At 53.0% G+C, this 23,330-nt stretch carries 23 protein-coding genes; 21 read left to right on the plus strand and 2 right to left on the minus strand.

Translation table 11 applies throughout. The annotated features are described in order from the left end of the window. Positions 1-5 precede the first annotated feature (5 nt). Positions 6-1,151: an alpha/beta fold hydrolase gene (locus tag ACQ66Q_RS01150; RefSeq protein ID WP_430455103.1), complete on the plus strand. Its 1,146-nt coding sequence runs from the start codon at positions 6-8 to the stop codon at positions 1,149-1,151. A 48-nt stretch (positions 1,152-1,199) separates the two neighbouring features. Here the strand turns inward: ACQ66Q_RS01150 and ACQ66Q_RS01155 are convergent, their stop codons facing one another. After that, on the minus strand, positions 1,200-2,447 hold the full coding sequence (locus tag ACQ66Q_RS01155) for an MFS transporter (RefSeq protein WP_430455104.1): 1,248 nt from the start codon (positions 2,445-2,447) through the stop codon (positions 1,200-1,202). Positions 2,448-2,588: 141 nt separating this feature from the next. On the opposite strand from ACQ66Q_RS01155, the gene ACQ66Q_RS01160 reads away from it, so the two are divergent. From ACQ66Q_RS01160 to ACQ66Q_RS01235, 16 genes are all read left to right on the plus strand, one after another. Continuing rightward, a complete protein-coding gene (locus ACQ66Q_RS01160) occupies positions 2,589-2,957 on the plus strand; it encodes a GFA family protein (RefSeq protein ID WP_430455105.1) in 369 nt (122 codons plus the stop codon). Positions 2,958-3,028: 71 nt separating this feature from the next. Next, entirely contained in the window at positions 3,029-3,520 is a 492-nt protein-coding gene (locus ACQ66Q_RS01165) for a GNAT family N-acetyltransferase (RefSeq protein WP_430455106.1), read from the plus strand. A 97-nt stretch (positions 3,521-3,617) separates the two neighbouring features. Then, complete coding sequence (locus ACQ66Q_RS01170) at positions 3,618-4,046, plus strand: hypothetical protein (RefSeq protein WP_430455107.1); 429 nt, start codon at positions 3,618-3,620, stop codon at positions 4,044-4,046. A gap of 82 nt (positions 4,047-4,128) precedes the next feature. Then, on the plus strand, positions 4,129-4,719 hold the full coding sequence (locus tag ACQ66Q_RS01175; protein WP_430455108.1) for an HD domain-containing protein: 591 nt from the start codon (positions 4,129-4,131) through the stop codon (positions 4,717-4,719). A gap of 124 nt (positions 4,720-4,843) precedes the next feature. Continuing rightward, positions 4,844-5,344 carry an LURP-one-related/scramblase family protein gene (locus ACQ66Q_RS01180; RefSeq protein ID WP_430455109.1) on the plus strand — a complete coding sequence of 167 codons (501 nt, stop codon included), beginning with the start codon at positions 4,844-4,846 and terminating at the stop codon, positions 5,342-5,344. An 18-nt stretch (positions 5,345-5,362) separates the two neighbouring features. Continuing rightward, entirely contained in the window at positions 5,363-6,169 is an 807-nt protein-coding gene (locus tag ACQ66Q_RS01185) for a lysozyme inhibitor LprI family protein (protein ID WP_430455110.1), read from the plus strand. A gap of 177 nt (positions 6,170-6,346) precedes the next feature. Further along, positions 6,347-6,874, plus strand: coding sequence for a GNAT family N-acetyltransferase (locus tag ACQ66Q_RS01190; protein WP_430455111.1), 528 nt, complete (start codon positions 6,347-6,349; stop codon positions 6,872-6,874). Between the two features lie 80 nt (positions 6,875-6,954). Next, complete coding sequence (locus ACQ66Q_RS01195) at positions 6,955-8,841, plus strand: DUF885 domain-containing protein (protein WP_430455112.1); 1,887 nt, start codon at positions 6,955-6,957, stop codon at positions 8,839-8,841. A gap of 493 nt (positions 8,842-9,334) precedes the next feature. Beyond that, complete coding sequence (locus ACQ66Q_RS01200; RefSeq protein ID WP_208930820.1) at positions 9,335-9,544, plus strand: cold-shock protein; 210 nt, start codon at positions 9,335-9,337, stop codon at positions 9,542-9,544. Between the two features lie 256 nt (positions 9,545-9,800). Then, complete coding sequence (locus ACQ66Q_RS01205) at positions 9,801-10,103, plus strand: hypothetical protein (RefSeq protein ID WP_430455113.1); 303 nt, start codon at positions 9,801-9,803, stop codon at positions 10,101-10,103. Positions 10,104-10,227: 124 nt separating this feature from the next. Then, on the plus strand, positions 10,228-12,327 hold the full coding sequence (locus ACQ66Q_RS01210) for a S9 family peptidase (RefSeq protein WP_430455114.1): 2,100 nt from the start codon (positions 10,228-10,230) through the stop codon (positions 12,325-12,327). A gap of 141 nt (positions 12,328-12,468) precedes the next feature. After that, on the plus strand, positions 12,469-13,734 hold the full coding sequence (locus ACQ66Q_RS01215) for an MgtC/SapB family protein (protein ID WP_430455115.1): 1,266 nt from the start codon (positions 12,469-12,471) through the stop codon (positions 13,732-13,734). Positions 13,735-13,799: 65 nt separating this feature from the next. After that, positions 13,800-14,732 (plus strand): pseudouridine synthase, encoded by a 933-nt coding sequence (locus ACQ66Q_RS01220; RefSeq protein WP_430455116.1) that lies wholly within the window; start codon positions 13,800-13,802, stop codon positions 14,730-14,732. A gap of 201 nt (positions 14,733-14,933) precedes the next feature. Then, complete coding sequence (locus ACQ66Q_RS01225; RefSeq protein ID WP_430455117.1) at positions 14,934-15,542, plus strand: DUF2238 domain-containing protein; 609 nt, start codon at positions 14,934-14,936, stop codon at positions 15,540-15,542. A 118-nt stretch (positions 15,543-15,660) separates the two neighbouring features. Then, on the plus strand, positions 15,661-16,998 hold the full coding sequence (locus ACQ66Q_RS01230) for a hypothetical protein (RefSeq protein ID WP_430455118.1): 1,338 nt from the start codon (positions 15,661-15,663) through the stop codon (positions 16,996-16,998). Between the two features lie 82 nt (positions 16,999-17,080). Beyond that, positions 17,081-19,057 (plus strand): sulfatase-like hydrolase/transferase, encoded by a 1,977-nt coding sequence (locus ACQ66Q_RS01235; protein ID WP_430455119.1) that lies wholly within the window; start codon positions 17,081-17,083, stop codon positions 19,055-19,057. A gap of 24 nt (positions 19,058-19,081) precedes the next feature. Here ACQ66Q_RS01235 and ACQ66Q_RS01240 read toward each other — a convergent pair whose 3' ends face one another. Continuing rightward, entirely contained in the window at positions 19,082-19,681 is a 600-nt protein-coding gene (locus tag ACQ66Q_RS01240) for a DUF2799 domain-containing protein (RefSeq protein WP_430455120.1), read from the minus strand. A gap of 172 nt (positions 19,682-19,853) precedes the next feature. Here ACQ66Q_RS01240 and ACQ66Q_RS01245 point away from each other — a divergent pair, with 172 nt between their 5' ends. The 4 genes from ACQ66Q_RS01245 to ACQ66Q_RS01260 all read left to right on the plus strand — a co-directional run bounded on the left by ACQ66Q_RS01245 (position 19,854) and on the right by ACQ66Q_RS01260 (position 23,312). Next, the gene (locus tag ACQ66Q_RS01245) at positions 19,854-20,753 is read left to right on the plus strand and encodes a hypothetical protein (protein ID WP_430455121.1); all 900 of its coding nucleotides are present in this window, start codon (positions 19,854-19,856) and stop codon (positions 20,751-20,753) included. Between the two features lie 93 nt (positions 20,754-20,846). Further along, positions 20,847-22,061, plus strand: a complete 1,215-nt coding sequence (locus tag ACQ66Q_RS01250) for a class I SAM-dependent methyltransferase (protein WP_430455122.1) — start codon at positions 20,847-20,849, stop codon at positions 22,059-22,061. 51 nt (positions 22,062-22,112) lie between these two features. Further along, positions 22,113-22,517 carry an acyl-CoA thioesterase gene (locus tag ACQ66Q_RS01255; protein WP_430455123.1) on the plus strand — a complete coding sequence of 135 codons (405 nt, stop codon included), beginning with the start codon at positions 22,113-22,115 and terminating at the stop codon, positions 22,515-22,517. A gap of 12 nt (positions 22,518-22,529) precedes the next feature. Then, positions 22,530-23,312, plus strand: coding sequence for a hypothetical protein (locus ACQ66Q_RS01260; RefSeq protein ID WP_430455124.1), 783 nt, complete (start codon positions 22,530-22,532; stop codon positions 23,310-23,312). Positions 23,313-23,330: the final 18 nt, after the last annotated feature.

Consider the following 23,330-nt stretch of genomic DNA (forward strand, 5'->3'; position numbering starts at 1 on the left):
TTCGCATGGACAACATAAAACAACAACATCATGCTCGCAGCTGGCTGCTGGCGATACCGGCTCTGCTGCTGAGCTGGCTGGTCGCGCCAGCGGTTGCAGCCAGCACTCCGACAGCCAAAACCATGACCACAGAAACTCAGCTGCTATTTGGCGGTGCGCGCTCCACGCAATGTGTAAAGGCGGCGCCGTTGCGCCAGCAAGGTTATGTCCGGATCGGCGGGATTGACCAGTGGATTAGCCTCAACAGCACTGACTGTACATTGCCGGTGATCCTGTTTTTACACGGTGGGCCAGCGAACCCGATCAGTCCTTTTACCGACGCGATCTACGCCGGTTGGGAACAGCAGTTTACGTTGGTGCAATGGGACCAGCGTGCCAGCGGTAAAACCTGGCTGCGCAGTCAACCCGCACCGGGTGAGCGGCAGACACTGGCCCAAATGACGCAGGATGGTCTGGCACTGGTGCAATATCTGCAACAAATCCTCGGCAACCGACCGCTGATCCTGATGGGCAGTTCCTGGGGGGCAGCGCTGGGCATTAAAATGGTGCAGCAACAACCAGACTGGTTCGCCGCTTATGTTGGCAGCTCGCAACTGGTCAGCGGGCCGCAAAATAGTCTGGCTAGCTTTCAGGCAGTGCTGAAATTAGCCACCGCGGCTCAGGATCAAACCGCATTAGCGCAGCTTAGCAAACTGGGGCCACCACCTTATGCCAAACCAAACGGTATTCTGCGTCGTTTGAGCCGCCAGTATGAAGCGAAAATGGCCACGCCGGCGCCGGCCCACTGGTGGCAAGCTGCGCCTGCTTTTGAACTCGAACAACATGCACCAGCTTATGAAGCGGCGGAAGAGTACTCATTTTTACAGTTTATGGGCTTTGACCCAGAAACCGGCCAGACCACCAAGGGGATGTACCATGATATCGAGCTGCAGCGTGATGCCACAGAGTTGAAACTGCCGGTGTATTTTATTCAGGGCGAGGCCGACCTCGTCACAGTGCCGGCAGTCACTGCTGCTTATGTCAACGCCATCAAGGCGCCGCATAAGGAACTGATCAGGGTCGCCAAAGCCGGTCACGGTCCGAACGCCGCCAGTATTGCTGCCGAGTGGGAAGTACTGCAGCGCATCCGTGCGCAGCTGGTCGATAAATAGCGCTTGTTGCCGCGAGTTGCCGGCCAAGTCTGGCTTAGCCCAGCAACTTCAGCCCGGCAGCTTCAGCGCAGAGAAATCCGGCCGGCGCAGCCGGGGGGCTGTGGCGTAACAACCCAGCACCAGCGCACAGAGGCCGGCACTGATCGCAAACAGTGCCGGTCCGCCGAGTGCGTCGAGGATAAGGCCACCAATCAGCGGCGACAAGCTATAGCCAATGGCATACAGGCTGGCGGCACCGAAATAGCTGCCACGCAGCGCCGGATGCGCCAACTGGTCCAGATGCACATTCATATTGGCAAATAGCACCGCCTCACCAATGCTAAGCACGGCCATCGCAGCTAACCAGCCCCAGAACCAGTCGACCGGATTGAGCGCAAACCAAATCTGCGACAGGCCTAATAACACCACACCCAGATGAATGCGTTTGATCACAGGCCAATGACCCAGCAAACGTAATAACGGAAACTGGCAGGTGACAATAATCAGCGAATTGACCATCACCAGACTGGAGATCAGCGTAACCAAATCCGGAAAATCAGCCCGCGTCAGGTATTGGATCAGGCTCGAATCGGCATGGGCGTAGATAAAGTTAATCAGAATATTGGCGAGGATAATCACGGCAAACAGCTGGTCTTGCCGCAGCAGTTGCAGGATAGCGGCGAAGTTCAGCGTATGCGTTGGCCGGCTGTTCGCTGTGCTGCTGGCAAGTTTGCCCGGACGATATAACCACAACAGCCCCAACCCCAAAGCGCCATAAGACGCTGCAGTGATAAAAAAGCCATGCGGATTGCCGCTGAGGCCCGCCCACAACCCCAGCACCGGCCCACATGCTGCGCCGGCATTGACCATAAAATACAGGCCCTGCAGCGCCAGCTCACGGTCTTTACTGTCGGGTAATAAATCGCCGAGCCATGCTTTGCTGGGGGCATCCCACAAGGCACGCGGCAAGGTGGCGAGGAAAATACAGCACAGCATCAGTGGTAAAGTGTCGGCCAAAGCCAGCGCAGAAAACGCCAGCACGCCGGTGACGGCTCCGGCCAGCATCAGCGGTTTTCGGCCAAAGCGGTCGGATAAATGGCCGGCATAAAAGCCGGCAACGACGGCGGTCAGTGCAGCGGTGGTCAGCCAGAAACCGGTTTCGGTCGCGCTCAGGTCATAACGCTGATACAAAATCACCGCCAGAAAAGGCCAGACCATAAAATAGCTGCCGCGGACAAAAAAGTTGCCCCACAACAATAGCCAGACCGGCGCTGGCAATTGTTTTACCCGCTGCCACGACAACACTTGCGCTGACATTGTGCCTCCTGCATATTCGAGTACTCAGCATGCCGAAAAATCAGCTGGACGACCAGCACACAAAGCTGCTGTTTCAGAAAAGCTTTGTTTCCAAACGTGACATCACTGGTTTGCAGCGGGGCGACAATCAAAGGAGGCCACATGTATCAGGGCAGTTGTCTATGCGGCGCTGTGGTGTATCAGCTGCATGGCGAACCGCGGCGGGTCTCACATTGTCATTGCCGAATGTGCCAGAAACAACATGGTGCTGCCTTTGCCACTTATCTGAGTCTGCCAGCGACTGAATTGCAATACATACAAGGCAGCGGTGCAGTCACACGTTATCAATCTTCGGCCACAGTGACGCGTGGTTTCTGCCGTCATTGCGGCTCGACGCTGGAATGGCGGGATTGCACAGAACCTGATGGTTATGTGGCGCTGACCGTAGCAACGCTCGACACTGCGTTTGAAATCACTGATATCCCGCATATCTGTACTGAAAGCCGCAGCAATTGGTGTCCTTGCGAATAGTTGCCGGTCAAACTTTGTGGTATTGATGATGTGTTGTAGAAATAAGCTCAATCAAATTCAGGGAAGCACCATTGCCGTATCAAATTCGTGTCGCTACTGCTTCAGACCATCAAGCCATCAGCGCTTTGTTATTGCCGCTGATTGAGAAATTTATTGCACCAGATTGTTCGGCCGAGGGGACGGCGTTGTTGCTGGGTTCGATGCAACCGCAGGCGATCCTCGGTTATCTGCATGGCGATTACCGGTATTGGCTGGCGGAGGATGCACAGGGGGTGCTTGGGGTTGTGGCCATCAAAGGAAGTAATCACCTGTATCACCTGTTTGTCGCTGAGCGCGCACAAGGACAGGGGCTGGCACGACAACTCTGGCAACATGCGCTGGCGCAATGTGCAGAGCGTGACGAGCCGGATGAATTTACTGTCAATGCGTCATTGTATGCCGAGCCGATGTACCAACATTTGGGTTTTGCCGCTGAACAAGGCCCGCGTGAACGGATGGGGATTATTGATGTACCGATGCGGCTGATATTACGGTCTCGCTTTAAAGGGGACGTCCAGCCCTGACGACATCCGGTATTGCACCGCTGGCCCCGGCAGAGTTGTCACTGACGGATCTGCAGTCCACACTGTTGATCCTGTTACAAAAAACGGAGTTGGCGCGATGACAGCAATCGCAAAGTGGTTTTATCCGGTGGTGGTACTGGCGTTGTTGTGGAATTTGATGGGGCTGTTTGCGTTCTGGACGGATGTCACGATGACACCGGAACAGATCGCCGCTTTGCCGGCGGCGATGCAGGAGGCTTATCAAAGCCGGCCTTTGTGGTCGGTGCTGGCAACTGCGGCGGCCGTGCTGGGCGGTACGTTTGGCACAGTCTTGTTGTTATTGCGCTTGCCGCTGGCAACCCCACTATTGGTGGTGTCCCTGCTCGGGGTCGTGCTGCAGGACATCAGTTTTGCGCTGGATCCAGCCGCCCGCGCTTTGGTAGATCAGACCGTGATCATTCTGCAAGGTTTAGTGCTGTTGATTGCGTTCGGCTTATGCTATCTGGCGCGAATGGCCGGTCAACGCGGCTGGCTGAAAACCGGCTGAGCGGCTAACCGGCTGCGGCGGGTGGGCGGACGACCATCGTCGATTTTGCTATGCTCCGGTTTTTGCTGCAACCGGAGCCTTTATGCAGTCTGTGATCGATTTTATCCTCGAATTGGATAAGCTCAAAACCGTGACCCGCAAAACCAAAACCCTGCACAGTGATCGCTATGAAAATTCAGCCGAGCACAGCTGGCAAATTGCTCTGCTGGCGTGGTCGCTAGCACCTTACGCACCTGCCGGTACCGATATTCATCAGGTGATCAAACTACTGCTGGTGCATGACATCGGTGAAATCGATACCGGCGATACCATTGTCTACGCCAATGCCGACTGGACCGCACTAAAAGCCGAAGAATTAGTCGCGGTGCAGCGGATCTTTGGCTTGTTACCGGCCAACCAAGCCGCAGAATTGTTGGCGTTATGGCAGGAATTTGAAGCTGGCGCGAGCATCGAAGCGCAATTTGCCCATGCTTGTGACCGTGCTATGCCGGTTTTATTAAATCTGGCTAATCACGGCCAGAGCTGGCGCGAAAACGGCATCAGCTATCAGCGGGTTGTCGAGCGCATTGCAGAACCTATTGAGAACGGCTGTCCGGCATTATGGCACTATCTGAGTGGCAAACTGGCCGAGGCAGAGCAGGCCGGTTGGTTTGGTGATGAAAACACCGTGTAAACAGACCTTTTCTTTAGCGGTCATTTTACCTATAGTCGTTTTGTGGAAGCGCATAAAGCTTCTGGTAGATGAAATATTTTTATCTCTGCCAGAGCTGAAGCGTCGCAGGACATAAGGACATGCCATGAAATATCGTATTGAACAGAAAATCCTCAGCCTCACTGACAGTTTTGACATCGATGATGAGGACGGCAGACTCGCTTTTTCCGTCAAAGGCAAATTCTTCAGTTTCTCCAGCAGCCAGACCATGTACGATTTGGCGGACCGCGAAGTACTGAAAATCAAACGAAAATATCTGACCATCCTGCCGGCTTGCCGCCTGGTCGCCCCTTCGGGCGACGAATGGCTGGTGCGCAAAAAATTCTGGCCGTTCTGGCGCGCGGCGTTTTCGGTGCAAACGCCCCAAGGCACTTTAGACATTGATGGTAATCTGTGGCAACGCGAATACCGCATTACGCAAGGCGATCAATTGCTGGCGCGGGTATCTAAAGCCTGGTTCAGCTGGTCGGATAGTTATGGCGTGGAGATCTATCGCTCTGATGTCGCCATCCAGCTGCTGGGGACTGTCATCGTGATCGACCGTATCCAGCATGCCGGGACCAACTCGGTGTTAAGCGACGACTGATTTACCCGGGAGAATACGATGGCCGACGCTCGAACTTTGCTGCTACTCGTTGTATCTGTTGTGGCCTTTGCGGTTGATGCAGATACGAGCTTTGGCACCGAACTCTGCGGGCCTGGTTGGGTCAAGGCGACGGAAGCGAAGCTTGCTGTCACCGATGGCGCTGGTCACGGCCCGGATCTGGGGTCGACAGAGTGGGCTGAAGCGCTGACCCGGCGTCTTGGCGGCCATGAGAAACCCGGCACTCAGGCCTGGTGTGACTGGGTCACTCAGCAATTGCAGGTCAAACCGAGCGGCAAAGACAGCGGGCCGGGGTTTGATTGTAAACAGGTGCCGGCCAACAGTGCCGAAGCGCTGATTTGTCAAAACCCCAGGTTAAGTCAACTCGACCAGCAACTGCAGCAGGTTTTTACCAAAGCCGCTGCGCTCGCTGTCAATGAACATCCTCCGCTATTAAAAGCTGAACAACGCGGCTGGATCAAAGGGCGCAATGAATGTTGGAAAGACGCGAATGAAGTCGCTTGTATGCAAGATGCTTATCAGCGGCGCATTGCTGAATTACAGGCGCGCTATCGGTTAGTGTCGATGCGCGGTCCGTTGCGTTATCAATGCGGTGCTGCGGCAGCGGATGATCTGGTGCTGAGTTATTTTGCGACTGAACCTGCGACCCTCATTGCTGAACGGGGCGATGGCGTCAGCCTGATGTTTCTGCAGCCAAATGGTACTGACTATCTTGGACGCAATGAGACATTGTGGCCGCAGCAGGACGGCGTCCGGCTGCAGTGGGGCTATGAAGCACCCGTTTTAACCTGCCGCCCGGTGCAATAACCTGTCGCTCGCTGCAATAACCTAAACGACCGGCCACCACGTCTGGCCTTTTGCAGCCGTTTTCCTGCATTTCGTCGCAACCATGGCGTTATTGGTCGCTGTCAGGCGCAGCGTCGGGCTTAGCGGCTGATATAAAGATCCCATCCTCTGCTAAACCGTTTTTTCGCAGGACCTGTCATGTTTTTTATTCGTCTGGACGATTTACAAGGCCCGGAAATCGCTGCCTTACTGACCGCGCATCTGGCGGATATGCGAGCCACTTCACCAGCGGAAAGTGTCCATGCGCTGGATTTGACTGCCTTACGCCAACCCGATATTCGTTTCTGGACCTTATGGCATCAGCCCGACAGCACTGCGCCTGCAGTGCTGGCTGGTTGTATTGCGTTAAAGCAGCTGGATGCCTGCTATGGCGAAATCAAATCCACCCGGGTGGCCGAGGCGTTCCGCGGCAAGGGGTGTGGCCGCTTGTTAGTGACGCATCTGCTCGCTGCCGCACAGCAAAGTGGTTTACAGAGGGTGAGTCTGGAAACCGGCTCCATGGCATTTTTTCAGCCGGCGCGCGCTTTGTATCAGGCCTTTGGTTTTGTCGAATGCCCGCCCTTTGCCGACTATATCGAAGATCCAAACAGTGTTTTCATGACCTTATCGCTCGTTGAAAGCACTGTTTACAATTTACATTTCGACGCTGCAAATATTTCAGCGTAATTTAGCGCGAGCATGCTGCTGACAACGCGCAGTTAAAACGAGAACCGGCCTATCCGGACCCAACACAGAGGAACACTCCAGTGCGACATACTTTATTAGCTTTTTCCATTGCTGCGGTACTGACCGGCTGTAATCCGGCGCCAGACAGCAAAGACAGCACCACCACAACGACCGCGCAGGCCGAAGCGGCCAAACCAGCGGAGACCGCAGCGGTACAGCAATCGGAGTCTGAGCGGATCAATCAATGGTTTGAACAGAAATACGAAGAACAATTGCAGATGAGCCCGCTGCAGATGACGTTCCAGGGCCGGAAAGACAAAAACGATCAAATTGACGATGTGACCGAAGCCGGTGAAGACAAAATGTTGGCCTGGTACGCCGGCACCGTCGAAGAGCTGAAAGCGAAATTTGACTACAGCAAGCTCGATACTGAAGCGAAAACTTCATACGATTTATGGATTTATCAATACGAAGAAGTCCGTGACGCAGCACCATACCGCGTCAATCAGTATGTGTTTAATCAAATGCAGGGCATCCATGCTTTACTGCCACAGGTGATGATCAACTTCCACAAAGTCGAAGAAGTTAAAGACATGGAAGCCTATATCACGCGGATTGGTGGTATTGCTAAAGCCATTGCTGAGTTGCAGCAACGGGCGAAAAAATATGCCGAAGCTGGCGTGCGACCGCCGCGTTTTGCTTATGAAGGCGTCATCGAGCAGGTCAATAACCTGATCACTGGTGCACCATTTACCGAATCAGATAAAGAATCTCCGCTGTGGAGTGACGCCAAGGCCAAAATTGAAGCGCTGAAAAAAGCCGACAAGCTCGATGATGCCGCCGCACAAAAGCTGACGGATGATGCAAAAACCGCCCTGACCAGCCAATTCCTGCCGGCGTATCAGAATCTGGCGACTTTCCTGAGCAGTGAACTGGATAAAACTGTCGTCAATCCAACAGGTGTATCGACGCAGCCAAATGGCGTGGCGTATTACAATCTGCGGCTGAAGCAGTCGACCACCACAGATTTAACCGCCGACCAAATCCATCAGATTGGTCTGGACGAAGTAGCGCGTCTGACCAAAGAGATGAATACCATCAAAGATCAGGTTGGTTTTAAAGGCTCTTTGCAGGAGTTCTTTAAGTTTATCAAAACCGACAAACAGTTCTTTTATGAAGATACTGATGAAGGTCGTCAGGCATATTTAAAAGATTCTGAAGCCTTTATCCGTGAGATTGAAGCCAAGTTACCTCAGTACTTCGGTATTTTGCCGAAGGCGCCTTTGATCATCAAACGGGTCGAACCGTTCCGTGAACAACCTGGTGCGGCGCAGCATTATTTCCCAGGTACTGCCGACGGCAAGCGTCCGGGCATTTATTACGCGCATTTATCTGACATGAAAGCGATGCCGAAAAATGAAATGGAAGCGATTGCTTATCACGAAGGTAGCCCGGGTCACCATATGCAGATCTCGATTGCACAGGAATTGACTGGCGTACCGAAATTCCGCACTCAGGCGGGTTTCACTGCCTATCAGGAAGGCTGGGCGCTGTACACCGAAACGCTGGCCAAAGAAATGGGCCAGTATAAGAACCCGTACAATGATTTTGGCCGGCTGATCACTGAAATGTGGCGGGCGATCCGGTTGGTCGTAGACACGGGGATGCACGCCAAAGGCTGGACCGAACAGCAAGGTGTTGAGTACATGATGGCCAACTCGCCGGTCGCCGAAGGTGCTGTGAAATCTGAAATACGCCGTTATCTGGTGTGGCCGGGTCAGGCCACATCTTACAAAATCGGCATGCTGAAGATCCTTGAACTGCGCGCCAAAGCCAAAGCGGATTTAGGCGATAAGTTCGATATTCGTGGTTTCCATGACACAGTGCTTAGCGGCGGTGCGCTGCCTCTAAAAGTGCTGGAACAGCGCGTACAGAACTGGGTCGACAGCGTCAAAGCCAAAGGCTGAGTGAGCCCCCGAGTGAGCCCAGTACCATCTGGTTGAACAGCCGGCAGCAAAAACAGAATGTTTTGCGGTCGGTTTTGTCTACAACATGATGATCTGCACACTAACCAGAGGGCCACAACATGTGGCCCTCTGTTATTTATGGCACTAGTGACTTTATTTACCTGACTGTCTTACCAATGTTGAACGCCTAATGCAGTTGCTGAAAGGTCGGTTTTTTGCGCTAAAGCGGTGGATTGGTTGAGGCAACTGTTCAAATTAACGCTTCAAATTGAACGTTATAAAAAAATTTATTTTAATAACTTAGCGAAATAAGTTTGACAGGATCGCCAAAGGCTATACAATGGCTTTGCTTTGTTAGTCTGTTCAATATTTATGCACCACAACGAATGTTACTGTTGTTTTAGTACCTCCTGTATCCATAAGTTTAAACATCTCTTTCAGCACCATCGCCTGACACCAGGCACAATAAATTTAATTAATACAGGTAAATACCATGTCTAATACAACTACCGGCACCGTAAAATGGTTCAACGAAACTAAAGGTTTTGGTTTCATCGAACAGGCTTCAGGTCCAGACGTTTTCGCTCACTTCAGCGAAATCGCCAGCACGGGTTTCAAAACTCTGCAAGAAGGCCAACGTGTACAGTTCACTGTGACACAAGGTCAAAAAGGCCCACAAGCTGAGAAAATCGTTGTTCTGTAATTCGTCATTACAGTAACCGGGGCTAACAGAGCGAATCTGAAGTTCTGGTCACAACACAAAAAAAGGCAACTGCACCGCAGCTGCCTTTTTTTATGCTTGTATTTTGGCACGTCGTGAAACCCTGGATGGAACAGTTCTCACTGTTGCCGACGCTGCAATTTTACCATCATGGTCCGGGACAAAATCATCAACCCATTGCGTCTGAGTTCGCGCCAGCGCTATGGTATATCTGGTAACAAGCGGGTCAGGAGCTGCAGTGGATTTAGTTTATGGTTTTTTGCTGGGCTGTGTTTTATTGGTGACCGGCACTGTGTATTGGTATTGGCTGAGCCGGCTCTTGCCGCCACGGCATTGTTATCCACTGTCACTATCGGTGCCGCTGCATCAGTTATGCACACTGTTCCTGGTGTTTGCGCTTGGCGTGACCCCAGCCCAGGGCTGGTTCAGTTTTGGCTTGTTTTGTGTGTTGTGTGCCGTAGTCCTTGGCCTGTTGCTGTTGCCATTGATGATGTTTGTCCGCTATGTCGGTCGGTGTCGCCCGCTGCAGGATAAGATATAGGTCTAGCCCTAACTCTAACCATTTAACCGGTAAAAAACGCTGCTGGACCTGCTTTGCCACAATTCGCTTGTCACACCGGGTTTGCTCTTTTAGTGTTGATTTTATCAACTCAGGGAGTGTTATCGTGTTTTCAGCTAAATCTCGTGTATCCGGTTTTTTCCAGGCCGCAGGTCTGAGCGTCGTAGCCAGTGTTGTGGGTTGTTTTCATGTGTCGGCAGCAACCGGAGTGCCGACCGCGGCTGCTCCGCTGGTACAACCATCTTATTTTGAATCCGAAGATATTTTTGGCCTGGAATGGGCCAGTGATCCGCAGCTGTCCCCGGATGGCCGCACTATTGTTTATGTGCGCAACAGTAACGACATTATGACGGACCGCGCCCGCACGGCGTTGTGGCAAATTGATGTGGCGAGCGGCCAACATACGCCGCTGTACGCCGACAAATTTAACTACAGTCAGCCGCGTTGGGCACCGGATGGCACACGGCTGGCGTTTATTTCTGATCAAAGCGGCAAAGCGCAAGTCCACCTGCACTGGGTCAAAACCGGCCAAAATACTCAGCTAAGCCGCTTAGACAAAAGTCCGTCCAACCTGACCTGGTCGCCGGATGGCAAACAGCTGGCTTTTACGATGAATATGCCGGCGGCACCGTCCGCACTGACCACCTTGGTCAAAATGCCGAAAAAGCCTAAAGATGCCAACTGGTCGGAACCGGTGGTGGTGATCGACCGCGCGCAATATCAGGCTGACGGTCAGGGTTTCCTTAAATCGGAATACCGGCAGCTGTTCTTGCTCAGTAGCGACGGTGGCACTGCGCGCCAGCTGACCAGCGGTGATCGCAGTTATGGCGACGATCTGACGTTCAGCCCGGATGGCAAAGCGCTGGTGTTTTCTGCCAACCTGGCGCCAGATTGGGAATATCAGCCACGCGACAGCGACTTGTATCAGCTGGATCTGCAAAGCGGTAGCCTGAAACAGCTGACCTCATTACCGGGGCAGGAAACCAGCCCGGTGTTTTCACCGGATGGTAAAAAGCTGGCGTATTTGTGGGGCAGCAATGCCAAATTACCGTTCACCAACGGCAAGCTTAAAGTACTGGATGTCACGTCCGGCAAAAGCCGTGATATCGGCGCCGCGCTGGATTTAGATCTGACCGCGCCGGACTGGTGGAGCAATGATGAGCTGACGGTGCAATATGATGAAAAAGGCCTGCGCAAAGTGGCGCTGCTGGATTTAGGCGGTGAGCTAAACGTTCTGACGGACCAGCTGTCCGGTACCGGCTTGCCGCAGCCGTATTTAAGTGGTGAGTATCAGCAAAGTGCGGAAAAGCTGGTGTTTACCAAAGGGGACGCGTCGCGTCCGGCCGATGTCGCACTGTGGCAGGATGGCAAAGTGCGTCAGCTGACTCAGCTCAATGAAGATTTGCTCGGCCATAAAAAACTCGGTCAGGTGCATGAAATCAATTACAAATCATCCTTTGATGGCGAGCCGATGCAGGGTTGGTATATCACACCACCGGATTTTGACCCGAAGAAAAAATACCCGATGATGCTGGAGATCCACGGTGGCCCGCATCTGGCCTATGGCCCGCATTTTAGTGCTGAGATGCAACGTTTTGCCCGCGAAGGTTATGTGGTGTTTTATGACAACCACCGTGGCAGTACCGGATATGGCGAACGCTTTGCACTGTTATTGCACAACAAATACAGTTCACCGGAAGACTATGCCGATCATGATTCGGGCGTGAATGCGATGATCGCGAAAGGCTTTGTTGATGCCGACAACGTCTATATCGCCGGCGGCTCAGCCGGTGGCATCGCAACCGCTTATGCGATTGGTCTGACCGACCGCTATCGTGCGGCGGCGGTGATCAAACCTATTATCAACTGGGTCAGTAAAGTGCTGACCGGGGATAGTTATTTGTATCAGACCTACCATCAGTTCCCTGGTGTGCCCTGGGATCATCTGGAACATTACTGGCAGCGTTCACCGATCGCCAATGTCGGCAAAATCAAAACACCGACGCTGATTATGACCGGCGAAGCCGATCGCCGTACGCCAATCAGTGAGTCAGAACAGCTGTATCAGGCACTGAAACTGCAGCACGTACCAACAGCACTGGTGCGGGTGCCGGGTGCGCCACATGGTATTGCAGGCCGGCCGAGCCGGATGATTGCCAAAATCGAACATACCTTGGCCTGGTTCGAACTGCACAAAAAACAATAAAGCTGTGCGGCGGTTTGAACCCAACAGAAAGGCGCTTTGGCGCCTTTCTGCTTTCTGGCAAAAAGTTGCGCCAGCTCATAGCTTTAGCGCGAGAATAGTGCTGAAATCAATCCATACAGCTTTAAACCGCCGCAGGTTTTGATGCAAAACGAACTGATCCTGTTACAGAACTTCGCTTATGCGCTGGCGATCGGCGCATTGGTCGGTATTGAGCGCGAAAAACATAAAGTCAGTAACTTGAGCAGTTTTGGTGGCGTGCGAACTTTTATGTTGTTAGCGCTGCTTGGCGCTGTGGGCGCCTGGCTCGGTTTGCAGCTGCAGCAACCCTGGCCGGAAATGGCCGTACTGGCGGTGGTTGCGGTGCTGGTACTGGCTGCCTACAACCGCAAGCAACGTGAAGAGCCGCAGGTGCCGGGCCTGACGACTGAGCTCAGCGCGGTACTGGTCTTTCTGCTCGGTGGTACTGTGATGCATGGTCATGCCGGTATCGCCGTCGCGCTGGCGATTATCACCTCGGCGATCCTGGCGTTTAAACAGCCGCTGCACGGCTTGGTCGACAAAATCGGCAATGACGATTTGTACGCCGGCCTGAAGTTATTAATCGCTACTTTCATCGTGTTACCTTTATTGCCTGATCATGCCCTTGACCCCTGGCAGGCCTTCAATCCTTATAAAATCTGGCTATTGGTGATTCTGATCTCGTTGTTGTCGCTGGTCGGTTATATCGCGACCCGGTTGCTCGGGCCAGCGCGCGGCACTGCGGTGGCGGGACTGGCCGGTGGCTTGGTGTCATCGACGGCCGTGAGTCTGAGTTTTGCCAGGCTCAGTCAGCAGCCGCAGGGCAGCGACAATCAGGATGATGCACTGGCTTGTGGCATTTTACTGGCCTGGTCGGTGATGTCGCTACGAGTGTTGTTGATGGTGGGTATTGTCTATCTGCCACTATTGGCGCCGTTATGGCCTACCGTCGGCGCTATGACTTTGACTACGCTGGCTCTGGCTGCTTACTTTTACCGCAAAGCGCCGCAACTGCAGGCGAATTCAGCCACCACCGTGAGCAATCCGTTCAGTTTATGGGCAGCCAGCCAATTTGGTTTAATGTTTGCGGCGGTGTTGCTGGTGGTCAAGCTCACCGAGCATTTTGCACCGGCAGAAGGGCTGTACCTGGTGTCGGCTATTGCCGGGACAACCGATGTTGACGCTATCACCTTGTCGATGGCGCAATATGCCCAGCAGGCCGGGCGTGAGCAACTGGCTGCAACAGCCCTGGTGATTGCGGTGCTCAGCAACACACTGGTGAAAACGGCGCTGGTTTCGACACTTGGCAGTGCCGGCTTGCGCCAACGTCTGCTGCGTGCCTGTGGATTAGTTTTGTTGACAGCGATTCTGGTGTTGTGGGCGCTGTAGCCGTTCTTTGCTAAGATGCGCCCCCCAAAGCACGGCGAAGTCGCCCGGTGCTGTTTGCAGGAGTGATGATGTCCAAAGCGGCGCGGCCTTCCGAAATTACCTTACCACCGGTCAATCAGGGCTGGGAAAATCTGTATCAGTTTTTGTGCAGTCAGTTTCCGCGCATCGCTCCGGACATTTGGGCCGCGCGATTTCGTGACGGTAAAATTCACTGGCACAACGGCGATCCGGTCTCGATGGATGCGGCGTTTTTACCCAGCCGCCGTTTGTGTTATTACCGCGAAGTGGTGTCTGAACCGGTGATTGCAGCGGCTCATCAGATTGTTTATCAGGACAATCATATCTTGCTGGCCTGCAAACCGCATGGCTTGCCGGTGATCCCAGGCGGGGAATTTGTTAATGAATGCCTGTTGGAGCGGCTGCGCCGCGATACCGGGCTGGAAGACATAGCGCCGGTGCACCGGTTAGATCGCGATACCGCCGGGCTGGTGCTGTTTTCCATCAATCCGCATAGTCGGGCTGCTTATTATCAACTGTTTGCCCAAGGCCAGATTGAGAAAACCTATCAGGCAGTTGCGACCCTACCTCAGACGCTACAGCAGACCGCACTGCCGCAACAGTTCGAGCTACAAAACCGGTTGGAGAAAAGTCAGCCGCGATTTTTGATGCAGGCCGTTGCAGGGGAGCCCAATGCACATTCCACTCTGCGTTTAGTTGCCCGCAAAGAGCAACTAGGGCTATTTGAGCTGACACCGCATACCGGCAAAACCCATCAGCTACGGCTGCATATGCAGGCTATTGGCTGTCCGATTTTATTTGACCCTTATTACCCGACACTGCTGGCCAAATCCGCAATATTGGCTGGGCCGTTACAGTTGCTGGCGCAGCAGTTGCAGTTCGTTGACCCGGTTTCTGGCCAACCACAGTCATTTCGTTCGCCGAGACAACTGAGTGCCTGGCCATACGATGCAGCGCCAGCAACGGCATTAACGGCATAGCGGCGCCACCTTTTAACAGGTCACAGCACACAGTGCCAACAGTCGTTGCAGCTTGTGGTTAAGAGGTAACCTTCGCTGCAAAAAAATTCAATATTTATCCATTATTTAACAATTTTTACCTCTGTGAAGGCTTTACCTCAGTCTTGTAACTGCTTACATTGATTCAGTAATGACTGATATTGGTGATTGATGATTTCTTCGATGCAATTTTCCGCCGGTTCTGCCTTGTTGGCGATCCTGCTGTTGTGGTCCGGCTGGGCTCCCTTTGATCGCACGACCTGGCTGCTGGAGATTTTCCCGGTGTTGCTGGTGTGGCCATTGTTGTGGCGTTGCCGGCAGTCCTATCCGCTGACCCGGTTGTTATATAGCCTGATCCTGTGTCATGCCGCCGTATTGATCCTGGGCGGTGCTTACAGCTACGCCCGAGTGCCGCTTGGCTTCTGGTTGATGGAATGGTTTGCGCTGGACCGGAATCCCTATGACAAAATTGGCCACCTGATGCAAGGCTTTGTGCCAGTTCTGGCTGCCCGCGAGATCTTGCTGCGGGGGGGTTATGTGCAAGGCAAAAAGATGTTGCAGTTTCTGTTGCTGTGTATTGTCCTGGCGATCAGCGCGGCATATGAACTGATCGAATGGGCGGCTGCAGTGATGTTAGGGCAGGGCGCCGATGAATTTCTCGGTACACAGGGCTATGCATGGGATACGCAGGCCGATATGGCCTTTGCGTTGCTCGGTGCGGTTCTGGCGTTATTGCTGCTTAGTCGCTGGCATGACCGGCAGCTTTGTCAGCTTGCATCTGCTGATGTTTAGGGATATGTTAAAACAATGTTCCTTTAAAGTTGCCTTTGGAAAGGATGCCAGAATGCATTGCTGTTGGACACTGCTAACACTATTGTTACTGAGCAGCTTGCCGCTTCAGGCAGAAAGCATGGCGCCAATTGTCGAATTTCTGCCAGAGTGCAAGCAGCACGACGTACTCCCGGTCAAGACCACCCTGAAAGTCCGTAACAGCAACTTGCTCAGATTCACGCAATTGCGCGACGTGCCTGAAGTTGCCCGTTATTTACAACAAATGCGTGAAAATGCCAGTGCCCGCCGTTTTGATGCGGTGTTATTGCAGCAGCTGAAACAGTCGGAATATAAAGCACCGGGTAACTATTCTGAAGTGCATGTGCAGTTAGAACTGTTTCGGTTTTGTGATGGCAACGATGCGTTGTCAGATACCAGCGCAGATCCCGGCGGCAACCGGCAGATCCGGCAGAATTTGGGCACGCTGGAAATAAAGACATCGATTAATACCGTGGTGGCTTTTGCCCGGGCTGAGTCGGAATATAAAGTGGTCACACCGCCACATATGCATGTGTCCCTGACCGAAGGGGCGATGGGCGTCAAACCAAAAATGACGGCCACACAAGTGCAGGCGCTGTGGGGGACGCCCTCTGCGGATTTGGTAACACAGGATGGCGCCAGATTGCTGGGTTATGGTCGGCGGCTTTGGGTTTTATTGGATCCGCTGGTCAAGGTGGTCTTTACCGACAGCGAACTCCTCAGCGGTGTCGGCCGGAACTTGCTGGAATTTCACCCGGAGTTTGACGAAAAACCCTGGCTGATTGATGGTAAAGTGCCTTATAAAAAAGACATGGTCCAAGCCGGCTTGCAGCTTGGTTCCTGGCAAAAAAGCTCAGCGTTATTATGGCGGCGTCAGCTGGGTACGCAGCAGCTGAGTGTGCAGTTTGAAGAATTTAATCCGGAATCTGTGGACCAAAATACCGCGCTGCTGACCGGGTTTCGCCTCAGTGGCCAACCAGATCAGGTTGTGAAAAGTCCGTTACAACAAGCCGCGATGACCGACGTGCTGACGTTTGTTGAAGCCGTCAATGTGCGCAATCTTCGGCAGCAGCCGCTGGCCAGCCAACTGCCGGCGCAATTACGGGTGCATCAGATGGCACAGCGGCGCAATTTAATCTGGTGGCTGCCAACGACACAGCTGCATGTGTTGCTACAAAAAGACAAAATCAGCCGGCTGAAAGTGACGGCACCGATTGTGCGAAATCCGCAACAACCTGACCAATTCCCGCAACTGTTAAAAGCGCTGCAAATTCCGATCAGTAAAGCCGGACTGCGGCTGGCATTTCCGGACATGCAGGATTATGGCGACCGCTTTCAGTTGTATCGTGACGATTTTGATATCCTGATCGAGTTTGCCTCTGATGAGGAGCATGCACCGATTGAGTTGTTGGAGATCATTTATCATTATCCGCACTGAACGGTCTGGCGTTGCAGTGCGCTGATGCAGCGGGCATACTGGCAATTCTGCCGAAGGCTATTCTTTTCACAAGGTTTTTCTGTTGTCCTGGTTGTTACCGCGTCCTGATCGTCGTTCTGTCTGGTTATTACTGGGCTTAAGCCTGTTGTGTTCTGTGCTGGAATTGGCACTGCTGCAGCATAAGTATCAGTTGTTCACTGGCGGAGGTTTTTTACAGCCACACAGCTTTGTGTCGGCTGCCGAACGGGTGATCTATGTCTTTGCCGGCTGGCTGGCCGATCTCAGTGCATTAATCTGCGCTTTTATGTTGTACAACCTGCTGTGCCGCTTTCAAACCAGCAGCCGCAGCCATTTGTGGTTCGCGCTGTTTGTGCTGCTCAGCTACAGCTGTTATAGCTGGGTAGGCACTGAGTTATTTCAGTATTTTGGTGACAACCTGGACTGGCAGGTATTGGCGAATCTTGGCGGTGGCAGTGTACTTGCCGCGATCAGCATGGTGCTGACGGAGCTCAGTCAACATATGTTGCCGGTGCTGTTCGGTCTGCTGCTTGGCATCGCGTTGTTATATTGCGTCCATCTGGCATTTCGTCGCTATCGGACACCGATCTGTGATGCACAGCACTGGTGGGTTTATACAGCTCTGCTGGTGTTACTGCTGTTTCCGTTACAACTGCAATGGGTGGCGACGGCGCAACCATATCGTTTTGGTCTGGAAAAGAAACTATCGCAGCAGGTATTGGCGCAGCTGATCAACCGGCTGACCGATCTCGATTTTGATGGTTACGGTGCTTTTGGTATTAAAGCCGACTCCCATCCGCTGAATGCCAGCTTGTATCCGGGCGCGATGGATGTGCCGGGCAATGGCATTGATGAAGATGGCCTTGGCGGTGATTTGCCGGCGTTTCAGCCCGACGCACCTGATGTTTTGCTGCAACTGCCACTGCGGGCCGGCCAACATATCTTTTTAGTGGTGCTGGAGAGTGTGCGGGCCGATGCGTTATTTGCCAACAGCAATGGCCAGGCGGTGATGCCACATCTGGCGGCTTTGGCCAGACAAGGCAGTTATAGCGAGCATGCATACAGCCATACCGGTTTTACCACCAGTTCCCTCAAAGCGATATTTAACCGCAGCCTCAGTTATCATCCGCCCCAGCAGAATTTATTGGACGCACTGCAAGCACGCGGTTATCAGATCAATGTGGTATCAGCGCAGGCAGAACGCTTTGGCGACGTGCTGGCCAGCGCCCGGTTAAAACGCAGTGGTCAGTATTATTTTGATGCCGACTCGGCACTGGCAGATCGGCTGGACTCATCACTGAATGCCGGAGCACTGCGGCTGAGTGAACAACGCTTATTGCGCCAGCTGCAACAGCGGTTTGGTGAGGTGAACTGGCAACAACCGCAGTTTTTTTATCTGAATGTTCAGGCTGCACATTATCCGTATCATCATCAGGAGATGTTGCCGTTACTGACCAAGCGGGCGATCAACCGCCAACAAATGCAACCGGCGAACAAGGCATTGTTGCAGTTGAGTTATTACAATGCAGTCGCCAATGCCGACTGGTTGATTGGACAGCTGCAACAGCTGATGCAGCAGCAAGGGATCGCCGGACAAAGTACGCAGTTTTATACGTCAGACCACGGCGAATCCTTATTTGACGACGGTTTTCTCGGTCACGGCCATCAGCTGAATGATACCCAAACCCGCGTGGTGCTGGTCAGCAACCGCAAGGTCACTTATCCCAGCGTATTGGGTCATGCTGATCTGGCGCCAATCATTCTGGCTACGGCACAAAATGTGACGCCACCGGCGACAGACGACGCGGTATTGCAAGTGGTCGGGCTGGTACGCTCGCCACAGCAAATTGCCAGAGTGGACGCAAAAGGGCGGATGTTATATGACTTTCGCCAGCAACATTTCCGTCGTAGTGACGATTCGCCGTGGCAGGATTTTGCGCAGTTAGCTGCGGCAGATCAGCTGCGCGCCCAACAGCTGATTAACCAGTGGGGCTGGTTGCGATATCAGCAATCTGAGCTGTATCAGCAACACAAACGCTGATGGTGCCTGATGCGATAGCCCCGGTCAGCGATTGAGCGGGGCGAAATTGGCTTCTGCCTGCGCCATACGGATCTGCAGTCGGCCAATTTCCTGATTGTACCCTTCCATCTGATAGCGTAGCCGGTCGGCCTGATTTAACAGCGCAGCGCGGGCTGATGCGTTTTGTTCAACGGCGATACGCTGGTTGATGGCATAGATATCTTCACGCAACGTCAGATTTCGGTTTTGTAGATCGTTGATGGCCATAGCAATATCGTCGACCACTTTTTTCGCTTTATACCAGCGCTGTCCTTGCTGAAAGCCACTGCGAAATGCTGGTTCCATCGGGCCGGTGCAGGCAGTGTTGTAATCCTTCCCGGCGCGACCCCAGGCTTCGCCATGCGGGAAATCACAGAAGAAAACCAGGCCCTGACTATGGCCTTGCTGATAGGTCTTAAAATCGGGCGTGACGCCATGGTCGGCGCAATCTTTCTGGTACTCGCGGAATTTACTGCTCAGTTCGCCGGCTTTGCCATCGTTGACGCCAAGACTATACCAGTCGCCCAACAAACATTCGTTTTTGCTGATGCTGGCGCAGGCCAGTAGCTGACTGGTCAGCATGATCAGAATAAATTGACGTAACATATTGATCCTTATAAGCCTGCTTGGGCAACAGAACGACGCAGGTCCCGCCGCATGCTAGCGAGGGTATCCGGCTTTGTAAAGGGTCTGCACTGCTGCGCACTCAAGGCTGGTCGCTTGCCGGCCATCATTGGTCTCCACTATAGTAAAAAGCTGGAATGAACCGGAGCCTTTGATGCGACTTCTTTGCGTCCTGATCTTGCTGTGCTGCCCGATGCTGGTCGCAGCTTCGGTAACAACGATCCGCATTCTCGGACTGCAGTCCAGTTCCGAAGCCAGCGTGGTGTATTACCGCGATTTATTGCAGCTGGTGCTCGATCGCACCGCCACAGAATATGGTGCAGCCCGTCTGGAACTGGTGCCGCCACCGCCGCTCGGTGATTACCGTTATTTGTTGATGAAACAGAATTTTATTGATGTGCATCACTTCGGCACATCGCCGGAGTTAGAGCGTGATCTGCTACCGGTCCGAGTGCCTTTGCTGGCCGGTGGCCTTGGCTGGCGGGGATTTGTGATCCGCAAAGCTGATCGGCTGGCTTTTGCTCAAATCAGCGAGTTTGCCGAGTTAAAGCGGCTGATAGCCTGTCAGGGCGAATTATGGCCTGACACCGTCATTATGCGGGCTGCCGGTTTGCATGTGATCACTGCGGAGCGGCATGACCAAATGCTGGAAATGTTGCGCCGGGAGCGATGTGATTATTTCCCACGCAGTATTTTTGAAGGCCCGGTTGAGCAAAAATCTTTTCAGTTGCAATACCCGGATCTGGAGTTCAGCAGCAGTGTTCTGCTGCATTACCCCTTTGCCATGTATTTTTTTGTCAAAAAGGACAACATCGCGCTGGCAACCCGGCTGGAAAAAGGCTTGGACCAACTGGCGCAAAGCGGTGAGTTGTTGCGTTTTTTACAGCAACATCAAATCGGCCGCCAGGTGTTTCCTTTGAGTCGATTCACAGAGTCACTAGTGTTTCATCTGGACAATCCGTTATTGCCGGCCAACACGCCGCTGCAACAGGCGGCCTATTGGTTCACAATGCCGGCGGTGCAGCGGGAAATCAGCATTGTGCCGCCGCGCTGACAGTGATGCCTTCTGATATACTGCGCGGCTTCGTGCGACAGCTGAGTGCGGATATCTGCTGCTCAGCCGCTGTCAATTTTCAGGAATAAACCGATGACCCAAGCCGATACTTCTACCGAGCTGTCTGAATTCATTCAGCAGTTTTGTAAAGCGTTTGAACAAAACCAGCTGCTGCGACTGGTGTTATCCCGCTATGAAGGGCCTCAGACCGAACTGCAACGACTGCAGATCCGGCCGATTTTATTAAAAACCGGTACTCAGCTCAGTGTTTTGTTTGAAAACAAAACTTTTGACCAGACGAAAAACCTGTCGTTGTCAGCGCTGCAACCGTTACTGAGCGAATGGATCGGCCCTCAATTTAAAGCCGCGTTGCTGGAATCAAATGGGGTCGAGATCCAGTTGACGATATCAAAAAAAGGCAAAGTGCTGATCAATAAGCGCAAGACGAATCCGCAGCAAGACCTGCAGCCACAGCAGCACAACCGCGAAAAACAACGCTGGATTGACCCGCAAGCGCCATTTCTACGCGAGCTTGGCATCAATGGCAGTGATGGCCAAATCGCGCCGACCATGCAGAAAAAATGGAAACAAATCAATAAGTTTATCGAGATTTTCGCCAGAGCGCTGAAAGAGAGTGGTCTGGTACAGCGGCCGGAACTGCAGGTGGCCGATTTTGGTTCAGGCAAAGCTTATCTGACGTTTGCCATTGCCCATTATCTGCAGCAGGTCGGTATTCAGGGGGCCGTGATTGGCGTTGAACTGCGCCAGAGCCTGGTGGATTTATGCAACACGACCGCGGCGCGGCTGAATCAGAGCGGCATTCGCTTTGAGCAGGGCGATGTGCAACATTATCAGAGTACTGGCCTTGATGTGATGATTGCGTTGCATGCCTGCGATACGGCAACCGACCATGCTATCCATATGGGGATCCGCGCCGGTGCCGCGGTGATCATGTGTTCACCTTGTTGCCATAAACAGATCCGGCCGCAGATGCACAGCCCGGCAGTGTTGTCTCCGCTGTTGCAACACGGCATTCACCTCGGACAGGAAGCTGAAATGCTGACGGACGGCATCCGCGCACTTTTGCTCGAAGCGCACGGTTACGACACTCAGGTTTTTGAGTTCATTGCGCTGGAACATACCAGTAAAAACAAGATGATACTGGCGATTAAACGTCAAACCCCGTTGTCGGCAGCCAGCCAGCAGGCGGTGCTGGCGCAGGTGAGTGCCCTGAAGCAGTTTTATGGTGTCAGTGAGCATTGTCTGGAAAGTCTGTTAGAGCCTGCGGTGGCTGCTTCGACCAGCTAACCTGGCGAATGCAGTACACTAGAGTTTTGCAAAGATAGGGAAATAGTCTTGATGAGCGACTTGTTTACGCTGGATTTTAAAGTGCGGGATTATGAGTGTGATATGCAGGGCATCGTCAACAATGCCGTGTATTTTCATTATCTGGAGCATGCCCGTCACGAGTATTTGTTATCGCGCGGTGTTGATTTTGCCGCCCTTGCTCGGGAAAAAATTAACCTGGTGGTGGTCCGCTCCGAGATGGATTACAAAGCATCGCTGCAAAGCGGCGATCAGTTTTTAGTCACAGTGCAATATCAGACCGTCTCGAAATTACGTTTTGGCTTTCGGCAGCAAGTACTGCGCCGCCAAGATGGCAAACTGATGCTGGATGCGCTGATCACCGGCACAGCCTTAAACGCACAAGGCAAACCATTTGTGCCGGGCTTTATCAGTCAGTTGGCTGCGGTCGCCGGTTAGGTAGGTTAGCTGATGACGATATTCAGACTGCTTTTCTGGTTTTTGTTACTGGGGGCCGTGCTGCCAGCCCGCGCTGCAACAGTGCGCATCTGCGTGCAGAATATCGATTATTACCCGCACTATGATTTCAGCAAGCTGCCCGGTCGTGGTTATGCTGCCGATTTGTTTGCGCTTTTTACCGCAAAAACCGGCGTGAAAATCACCTTGTTGCCACTGCCGGTCAAACGCTTGCAGGACAATCCGGATTGTCAGTTGGTGTATCCGGACAATCCGCAGTGGCACAGTGCTAAAGGTGAGTCGCAGCCGCTGTATTTTAGTCAGTCAATCACCGGTATTATTGGCTCTACGGTGGTTCGCCGCGGCGAAGGGCACTTAGAGTTATCGGCTATCCGGGCTATCGCCATTCCACGCGGGTTTACCCCGGACCACCTGCTCGCGGTGCAGCAGAACTATAGTTTTAATCTGGTTGAAGTTAGTGATGCTACTGCGGCTTTGCAAATGCTGTTGAAAAAGCGCGTGGATGCGGCTGATGTTGAATGGCATGTCGCCAAGCATTTGATCAACAAGCTTGGACAGCCGGATTCGGTGGAAATTGGCCGACTGCTGCCACTCGCTAGTGTCGGCTTTCATTTATCCAGCCGGGATCATGGCGAACTGTTGCGGCGTTTTGATCTGTTTCTGCGGCAATACCAAAGTGAAATCACCCAGTTGAAAGCTCGTTATCAACTGCAAACTGTTGAGCAGCTTAAAATCAACATTGTTGAACCGCAATCTCCCGCGCCTTCAGACCAGTGATAGCCATTGCTGTGCAAA

The sequence above is a fragment of the Rheinheimera sp. genome (genome assembly GCF_965283995.1).
GTDB lineage: Bacteria > Pseudomonadota > Gammaproteobacteria > Enterobacterales > Alteromonadaceae > Pararheinheimera.

Coding starts and splice junctions, on each gene's coding strand:
- ACQ66Q_RS01150 (WP_430455103.1), top strand. CDS start 6: ATGGACAACATAAAACAACAACATCATGCTCGCAGCTGGCTGCTGGCG.
- ACQ66Q_RS01155 (WP_430455104.1), bottom strand. CDS start 2,447: ATGTCAGCGCAAGTGTTGTCGTGGCAGCGGGTAAAACAATTGCCAGCG.
- ACQ66Q_RS01160 (WP_430455105.1), top strand. CDS start 2,589: ATGTATCAGGGCAGTTGTCTATGCGGCGCTGTGGTGTATCAGCTGCAT.
- ACQ66Q_RS01170 (WP_430455107.1), top strand. CDS start 3,618: ATGACAGCAATCGCAAAGTGGTTTTATCCGGTGGTGGTACTGGCGTTG.
- ACQ66Q_RS01175 (WP_430455108.1), top strand. CDS start 4,129: ATGCAGTCTGTGATCGATTTTATCCTCGAATTGGATAAGCTCAAAACC.
- ACQ66Q_RS01180 (WP_430455109.1), top strand. CDS start 4,844: ATGAAATATCGTATTGAACAGAAAATCCTCAGCCTCACTGACAGTTTT.
- ACQ66Q_RS01185 (WP_430455110.1), top strand. CDS start 5,363: ATGGCCGACGCTCGAACTTTGCTGCTACTCGTTGTATCTGTTGTGGCC.
- ACQ66Q_RS01190 (WP_430455111.1), top strand. CDS start 6,347: ATGTTTTTTATTCGTCTGGACGATTTACAAGGCCCGGAAATCGCTGCC.
- ACQ66Q_RS01200 (WP_208930820.1), top strand. CDS start 9,335: ATGTCTAATACAACTACCGGCACCGTAAAATGGTTCAACGAAACTAAA.
- ACQ66Q_RS01215 (WP_430455115.1), top strand. CDS start 12,469: ATGCAAAACGAACTGATCCTGTTACAGAACTTCGCTTATGCGCTGGCG.
- ACQ66Q_RS01220 (WP_430455116.1), top strand. CDS start 13,800: ATGATGTCCAAAGCGGCGCGGCCTTCCGAAATTACCTTACCACCGGTC.
- ACQ66Q_RS01225 (WP_430455117.1), top strand. CDS start 14,934: ATGCAATTTTCCGCCGGTTCTGCCTTGTTGGCGATCCTGCTGTTGTGG.
- ACQ66Q_RS01230 (WP_430455118.1), top strand. CDS start 15,661: ATGGCGCCAATTGTCGAATTTCTGCCAGAGTGCAAGCAGCACGACGTA.
- ACQ66Q_RS01240 (WP_430455120.1), bottom strand. CDS start 19,681: ATGTTACGTCAATTTATTCTGATCATGCTGACCAGTCAGCTACTGGCC.
- ACQ66Q_RS01245 (WP_430455121.1), top strand. CDS start 19,854: ATGCGACTTCTTTGCGTCCTGATCTTGCTGTGCTGCCCGATGCTGGTC.
- ACQ66Q_RS01250 (WP_430455122.1), top strand. CDS start 20,847: ATGACCCAAGCCGATACTTCTACCGAGCTGTCTGAATTCATTCAGCAG.
- ACQ66Q_RS01255 (WP_430455123.1), top strand. CDS start 22,113: ATGAGCGACTTGTTTACGCTGGATTTTAAAGTGCGGGATTATGAGTGT.
- ACQ66Q_RS01260 (WP_430455124.1), top strand. CDS start 22,530: ATGACGATATTCAGACTGCTTTTCTGGTTTTTGTTACTGGGGGCCGTG.